Source organism: Streptomyces sp. SID5785, assembly GCF_009870065.1.
GTDB lineage: Bacteria > Actinomycetota > Actinomycetes > Streptomycetales > Streptomycetaceae > Streptomyces.
In genome coordinates this window covers 1-6,259 of the sequence record NZ_WWIA01000710.1, presented here as the reverse complement: position 1 = coordinate 6,259, position 6,259 = coordinate 1, and the positions used below count along the sequence as shown (strand labels likewise).

The following is a 6,259-nucleotide window of genomic DNA, read 5'->3' as shown; positions in this document are numbered from 1 at the left end:
TGTGCGACACGGCCGGGGGCGGGCTGTCACACCGGAGCAGCCCCAGGAGAGAGGAGCGCCAGCGCCTCGCGCAGACCGGCCGGCTGGAGCGAGCCCGCCACGGCGGGGCGCGCGCCCCGCCATCCGGGACCGGCGAGGACGAGTGTGGTGTGCCGACGCGCGCCTTTGATACCCCACGCCTCCTGCTGGAGATACAGCGCGAGCGGCACGTTGGCCTGAGAACGTGTCTGTGACCAGAGGACCACATGATCCGGTCCCGTACGCCGTACCGCCGCGACCAGGGCCTCCGCGGGGAGTGCCGCGCCGAGCATCCGCACGGGGTGGCCCAGGCGGCGAAGGGCAGCGTGCAGCGCCTCGAGGGGCAGGGTGTGCTGCTCGCCGGGCACGCAGGCCAGCAGGACCGGCGAGCCGTCGCGCCCGGGCATGGGCGGCGACCCGTGGAGCAGCGGAGCGCTTCGCAGCGCTGTGGAGACGTGCCAGGAGAGCAGGTGTTCCACCTCGACATAGCGGTCGCCGGCGGTCTCCCACTTCCGGCCCACGGCGTGCAGGGTCGGCATCATCAGCCGCTCCCACGCCGCCACGACGCCGTGGTGCCGGACGAAGGCCTCCAGTTGCCGATCCAGTGCATCGGAGTCGAGACGGACCGCCGCACGGGCGAGGCCCCGGCACTCGCGGCGCGCGGCGCCGTGTGGAAGCCCGGACTCCTCGGAGGCGGTCGTGTCGGGCTGCGCGGCCGCCGGTGCCGCCGCACGGACCCCAGCCGCATCCGGGGCGCTCTCCCGCCTCCTGGCGATCCGCGCGGCCTCCGCCGGCGGAACACCCTCCGACGTGAGGCGGCACATTTCACGCACCATGGCGACGTCCTGCGGCGTCCATCGCCGGTGACGGCCCTCCTGACGCCTGGCGGGACCGAGCCGGTAGCGCTGGTCCCAGGAGCGCAGCGTGCTGGGCGAGATCCCGAGCTGCCGCGCGAGGTCCCCGGAGGTGATGCCCGCGTCGTCCGTCCCGCTCGGCACCGGGCCGACGGCCTTCGGCACAGGCTCCCGGGCTGCGGATCCACTCATGGTGCCAGCCTATCGCGGCAGAATCGACGCATATGGACATCGTGCGGGAGTGCCGCCTGCTCCGCCTGCACAGTTCCCCGGCACGTGAGCCATGGCATCGCCAATCCTCGATCCTCAGTCCGCGGTCGCCGATCCCCGGCCGCCGGTCGGTCAAATCGACGCACATTCGATGCACGTGGATTCCCGGGACGTGGTCATCCACGGTGAAGAGGTCCTGATCGGCACGACGAAGGAAGGGCCACAGGATCATGAGCGCCCACAGCACACCCCTCACCCACGGAGAGCGCCTCCAGAGCCTCCAGGCCCCGGTGGAGGAATCCTTCGCGGACGATCAGCTGGCCCGCGGTCTTCAGGACGGGGAAGAAGGCTCCCTGCAAGCCGCCTATCAGCGCTGGAGCACTCTGGTACACACCCTCGCGTACCGCTCGCTGGGCGACGTGCGTGAAGCGGAGGATGTCACCCAGCAGGTCTTCCTCGCCGTCTGGCGCGGGCGGAGCGGGTATCGACCCGAGCGCGGCGCCCTGGCCGGCTGGATCGTCGGCATCACCCGCCGCAAGATCGCCGACGCGCTCACCGCGCGTACCCGCCGCACCGCCCTCGCCGCCGCGGCGGAGGCGGTCCTGAGCGTCGCGGCGCCGCCCACCGACACCATGTCGCGCCGCGTCATCGACCGTGTCGTCATCCATCATGAGCTGGCCCGGCTGCCCGCCCCGCAGCGCCGGGTTCTCGAGCTCGCCTTCTACGGCGATCTGACACACACCCAGATCGCAGATGTCACGGGGTGGCCCCTCGGAACCGTGAAGAGCCACTCCCGCCGTGGACTCAGCCGACTGCGGCTGCGCCTCGAGGAGTCCGACGCGGCGTGAACCCCGGCTGGGTCACCTTCGGGCGTACCCGGGTGTTCGGATGCAGCACGGCGGAGTCCTCCGGGGCGGCGAAGTCCCCCGGCATGCGGGTCACTTCGGCTGAGGACGTGACAGCGGGCCCGACGCACCGGATACGAGGGCGTTCCCGTCGACGGCCGGACGACGCGACGCGCGTGCTGCGGCGGCGGCCGCCTCGCGGGGGTGACGGCGCCGCCAGTACGGGTTGTCGTGCGGCAGCCGGCTCGTCACCCTGCCGTACATGCCGAAACAGGCGATGAGCAGCCCCATGAGGAAGCTGAAGACCACGTTGGTCATCCCGAAGTCGAGGAAGTTCCCGGGACGGTCGAGCACGAAGACGTGGTAGAAGCCGCTGATCACGAACAGGCCTCCCACCACCATGTTGACCGTCGACGCGACGTTCCCCCCGATCACGGCACCGGCGATCAGGATGACCGCCACGACCACCGACAGCACACTCAGTGCCCCGTTGGTCGACATCCCGGCGATCGTGTCGCCGTCGGTTCCGAACGGGCTGAGCGCGTCGGCGAAGCCGAGGCAGCCGAACACCAGCAGAATGACTCCGCACAGCCCGGCCCCGTAGCGATACACCTGGGCCAGCCGATGATCCACGGGAAACTCGTCACTCAGTCTCATGATGATCACCCTCTTCCGGTGTTGCTCCTCACGCCTTCAGGCCTTCAGGCCTTCAGGTCCTCAGGGAGCACGGCCGCTCCCCTTCACTCCCTACTTCTGATCACGCGGGCGTACGGTTGCACGTCCGCGCGGGTTCATCACGCCCGGGCGGCAAGGTCCACCACCACCTCGCGAGCCGCGCGAGCACCGGAGGCCAGGGCGCCCTGGACGGATCCGGTCGCCCGGTGGTCCCCGCACACGTATCGCCCCGGGCCCACTCGCGAGGTGCGGGACAGGGTGTGTCCCGGGGGCATGGAGGGGAGCGCGTCGGTGACCGTACGGACGGCCAGCAGGTCCCAGGCCGTCACGTCCGTCCGGTACACGTCGGCGAGTGCCTGCCGCACCTGCTTCTCGCGGTCTCGTCGGTCGGTGCCGAGCACGGATGTCGCCACGAGCGCGTGCCCCGCAGGGGCGTACTCGGGGACCACGTCGGTGAGGACACACGTGTTCAGGAAGCGGCGCGCGGTGTCGACCAGCAGGACCGGCTCGCCGAGCGGCGAACGGGGAGCGACGTGGTGGTACGTGGTGACGACGCGGTAAGCAGGGACGGGCACTTCGGGGAGGAGCCCGCGGACCGCCCCGGGGCCGGTGGCGACGACGACCGCACGGGCGGGGATCTCCGCACCCGATGTCGTGAGCACCCCGTTGTCGGAGAGTCCGGCGACCGGGGTGTCACGTCGCACGGACCTGTCCGGCAGGGTCGCGGCGAGCGTCCTGGGTACGCGGCCGACTCCGTGCGTGGGAAGGCACAGCGTGCCGCGCAGCATGGAACGCCACACAAGGTGGAACACCCGTGCGGACGTCTCCAGTCCGTCCTCCAGGAAGACGCCTGACAGGAAGGGGCGGAAGAGAGTCTCCACGCATTCTTCCGAGAGGCCGGCGTGCGCGAGGGCCGTACGTACGGTGGTGTCGCCGCGGGGGGAGCGTCGTGTGATCGTCCGCGCGGGCAGCAGCAGGTCCCGGGCGGACAGAGCGCTCAGGGCGGCAAGATCCCGCAGGCCGACGGACTCGCTTCGCAGGAGACCGGGGAGCGTGCGCGGTGCACGCGTCGGGTCGGCGAACCGGACCGGGCCGGAGGGGCTGTGCACCAGCACGCCGGGAGTGAAGGGCCGCAGCCTCAGGCCCTTCAGGTCGAGGCGCCGGCGGACCTGGGGGTACGACGTGTTGCACACCTGGAATCCCCGGTCCACGACGAAGCCGTCGATCCGGTCGGTCCTCATCCTGCCGCCGACCTCGTCCCCGGCCTCGAGAACGCACACGTCGAGTCCGGCCTCGGCCAGATCGCTCGCGCAGGCAAGCCCCGCGAGACCCGCCCCGACGACCACGACGTCCCTGACACCCTTCGCGGTGATCATGCGACTCCTCCTTCGGTCTGCGCGGCGGCGGCACGTGCGTGCAGCGGCCGCCGCTCTGCGCCGCGTCCTCTCACAGGTACTTCGCCGTGGACGCGGATTCGGATGGGCCTCCGCGGCAAAAGATGCGCGACCGGATTGACAGGCCCTCGGACATGCCAGAAGCTAACGGTGTTAGATTTACTAACGACGTAAGGAACGCGCCGTGGGGAGACGAGAAGACGTACGGCGGCGCACTCGCGCCGAGATCCTGGAGACCGCCCACCGGATGGGGGAGGCCGAAGGCTGGCGGGCCGTGACGATCCGGCGGATCGCTGCCGAGATCGACTACAGCGCGCCGGTGATCTACCAGCACTTCCCCAGCAAGGATTCCGTCCTGCGCACGCTGCTGGAACAGGGCAACGGCGAACTGGCCGAGCGGATGCGGCACGCGGCGGCCGGTGGGCCGGTGGCCCAGGGCCCGTACCTGGCGTCGGCCGCCTACGTGGAGTTCGCCCGGACCCGACCGGGCCTGCACCAGCTCATGTCCGGCGCGCCGGGCGCGGACGTCGATGCCACCGCCCGCCGCGCCGCAGCCGCCGAAGTGATCGCCTTCACCAGGGAGTTGATCAGCGCCTGGGCCGAGGAGACGTCAGCCGATCCCGGCAGTGTCGAGGACGCCTGCGACCTCCTGTGGGGCACGCTGCTCGGCCTCGCGTCCATCGGATCGATCGAGGACATCGGCTTCGACCGCGCGCTGCGCCTGACGCGTCAGGCGGTGACAGCGCTGCTCGGCTACTGGTCGTCTCCCGCCGCACCCTCCGCAGGACACCCGCAGACCATCGAGGAGAAGACGTGATCTATCACCACAACCGCCTCACCTTCAGGGCCTCCGCCACCCCCGAGCAGCGCGAGGAGGCCCTTGCCGCCCTGCGTCATCAGGGCGAGGCCATCCCCGCGGTCGTGCGGTACGTCGTCGGGCGGGACATCGGCGGCGCGTTCGAGTACAGCGCGGTCTTCGTCCTCGAGGACCTCGACGGGTACAGGGAGTACCTGGCGGCGCCCTCGCACGCCCACACCGACCGGATCGGGCTGCCCCTGGTGGAGTCCTTCGTCTCGTACGACACCACCGACAGCGACGACCCCGACATCGCCGGGAAGATCGCCGACCTGCACGCGCGGCGCTACGCGGGCGATCCGGCCCTCACCAAGCTGGTGGCCGACCTCCCCTCCTACACCGGCAGCAGCGCACCGGCCCCCACGAACCCGTAGGCGGCCGTGGGGCTGTTCAGTGCTGGACGGCGTGGCGCAGGCGGCCGTCGTGGACCTCGGCGGTCTGGTCGACGGCGGTGAGATGGGCACGGTCGTGCGTGACGAGGACCGTCGCCGTGGCCTGCTGGTGCGTGAGCCGGGTGATGAGGTCGATGACCGCGGCGCCGCGTTCGTGATCGAGGGCGCTGGTGGGTTCGTCGACGAGCAGGACGGTGGGGTTGTTCATCAGGGCGCGTGCGATGTTGACGCGCTGCCGCTGCCCGCCGGACAGCTGGTGAGGGCGTCGGGCGGCCTGGTCGGCCAGGCCGACGGAGTCCAGCAGCTCGAGGGCGCGCGTCCGGGCCTTGGCGGGTGAACGGCCGTCGAGCTGGGCCATGACCTGGAGCTGCTCAGCGGCGGTGAGGGAGGGCAGCAGATTGGGCTGCTGGAACACGATGCCGATCTTGTGGCGGCGCAGGTCGGTGAGTTCACCCCGGCCGAGCCCGGTGGTCGCAGTCCCGTCGATGGTCACGGTGCCAGTGTCGGGGGTGATGAGCGTCGCGGCGACGGCCAGCAGGCTGGACTTTCCGCTGCCGGAGGGGCCGATCACGGCGGCGAGGCTGCCCTTGGGCACGTCCAGGGAGACGTGGTCGAGGGCGGTCAGGCGGGTGTCGCCGTCGGGGTAGGTGAGGGTGATGTCGGTCAGGTTGAGGCTCATCGGGCGCTCCCCAGGGCGGTCAGCGGGTCTACGGAGGTGATGCGGCGGATGGACAGGCCGGCCCCGAGGGCGCCGAGGAGGATCATCACCGCGGCCGGGAACAGGACCGTGGCGGGCGTCAGGAGGAAGGGCACCGCGCTGCCGGAGACGAGCGCTCCGAGAGCTGCGGCGATCCCGGTGCCGAGCAGGGTGCCGCCGACGAGGAGGACGACGGCCTGGCCGAGCGCGTCCTTGAGGAGGCGGGCCGTGGAGGCGCCCAGTGCCTTGAGCACGGCGACGTCTCCGCTGCGCTGGATGGTCCACACGGTGAAGAAGGCGCCGATGACCAGCGCGGAA

General features: G+C 71.2%; 8 protein-coding genes. 3 read left to right on the top strand and 5 right to left on the bottom strand.

Annotated features, from left to right (window positions below):
• Positions 1-26: 26 nt before the first annotated feature.
• A complete protein-coding gene (locus GTW43_RS23315; RefSeq protein WP_161303979.1) occupies positions 27-1,064 on the bottom strand; it encodes a cobalamin B12-binding domain-containing protein in 1,038 nt (345 codons plus the stop codon).
• Positions 1,065-1,312: 248 nt separating this feature from the next.
• Between GTW43_RS23315 and GTW43_RS23310 the strand changes: the two genes are divergently transcribed.
• Positions 1,313-1,930: a sigma-70 family RNA polymerase sigma factor gene (locus GTW43_RS23310; protein ID WP_161303978.1), complete on the top strand. Its 618-nt coding sequence runs from the start codon at positions 1,313-1,315 to the stop codon at positions 1,928-1,930.
• 90 nt (positions 1,931-2,020) lie between these two features.
• Here the strand turns inward: GTW43_RS23310 and GTW43_RS23305 are convergent, their stop codons facing one another.
• Both GTW43_RS23305 and GTW43_RS23300 read right to left on the bottom strand, forming a co-directional pair.
• Positions 2,021-2,584 carry a DUF4383 domain-containing protein gene (locus GTW43_RS23305; RefSeq protein WP_161303976.1) on the bottom strand — a complete coding sequence of 188 codons (564 nt, stop codon included), beginning with the start codon at positions 2,582-2,584 and terminating at the stop codon, positions 2,021-2,023.
• A 137-nt stretch (positions 2,585-2,721) separates the two neighbouring features.
• The gene (locus GTW43_RS23300; RefSeq protein ID WP_161303975.1) at positions 2,722-3,978 is read right to left on the bottom strand and encodes an NAD(P)/FAD-dependent oxidoreductase; all 1,257 of its coding nucleotides are present in this window, start codon (positions 3,976-3,978) and stop codon (positions 2,722-2,724) included.
• A 202-nt stretch (positions 3,979-4,180) separates the two neighbouring features.
• On the opposite strand from GTW43_RS23300, the gene GTW43_RS23295 reads away from it, so the two are divergent.
• Entirely contained in the window at positions 4,181-4,813 is a 633-nt protein-coding gene (locus tag GTW43_RS23295) for a TetR/AcrR family transcriptional regulator (RefSeq protein WP_161303973.1), read from the top strand.
• A complete protein-coding gene (locus GTW43_RS23290) occupies positions 4,810-5,226 on the top strand; it encodes a Dabb family protein (protein WP_161303972.1) in 417 nt (138 codons plus the stop codon). The genes GTW43_RS23295 and GTW43_RS23290 overlap by 4 nt, the downstream gene beginning before the upstream one ends.
• A 16-nt stretch (positions 5,227-5,242) precedes the next feature.
• Here GTW43_RS23290 and GTW43_RS23285 read toward each other — a convergent pair whose 3' ends face one another.
• Positions 5,243-5,923: an ABC transporter ATP-binding protein gene (locus GTW43_RS23285; protein WP_161303970.1), complete on the bottom strand. Its 681-nt coding sequence runs from the start codon at positions 5,921-5,923 to the stop codon at positions 5,243-5,245.
• Positions 5,920-6,259: ABC transporter permease (locus GTW43_RS23280; protein ID WP_161303968.1), on the bottom strand; the 340-nt coding region annotated here is incomplete at its 5' end. The genes GTW43_RS23280 and GTW43_RS23285, both read right to left, overlap by 4 nt.

Excerpts from the sequence above, each read along its gene's own strand:
- GTW43_RS23305 (WP_161303976.1), bottom strand. The coding sequence starts at position 2,584 with ATGAGACTGAGTGACGAGTTTCCCGTGGATCATCGGCTGGCCCAGGTG.
- GTW43_RS23310 (WP_161303978.1), top strand. The coding sequence starts at position 1,313 with ATGAGCGCCCACAGCACACCCCTCACCCACGGAGAGCGCCTCCAGAGC.
- GTW43_RS23285 (WP_161303970.1), bottom strand. The coding sequence starts at position 5,923 with ATGAGCCTCAACCTGACCGACATCACCCTCACCTACCCCGACGGCGAC.
- GTW43_RS23315 (WP_161303979.1), bottom strand. The coding sequence starts at position 1,064 with ATGAGTGGATCCGCAGCCCGGGAGCCTGTGCCGAAGGCCGTCGGCCCG.
- GTW43_RS23300 (WP_161303975.1), bottom strand. The coding sequence starts at position 3,978 with ATGATCACCGCGAAGGGTGTCAGGGACGTCGTGGTCGTCGGGGCGGGT.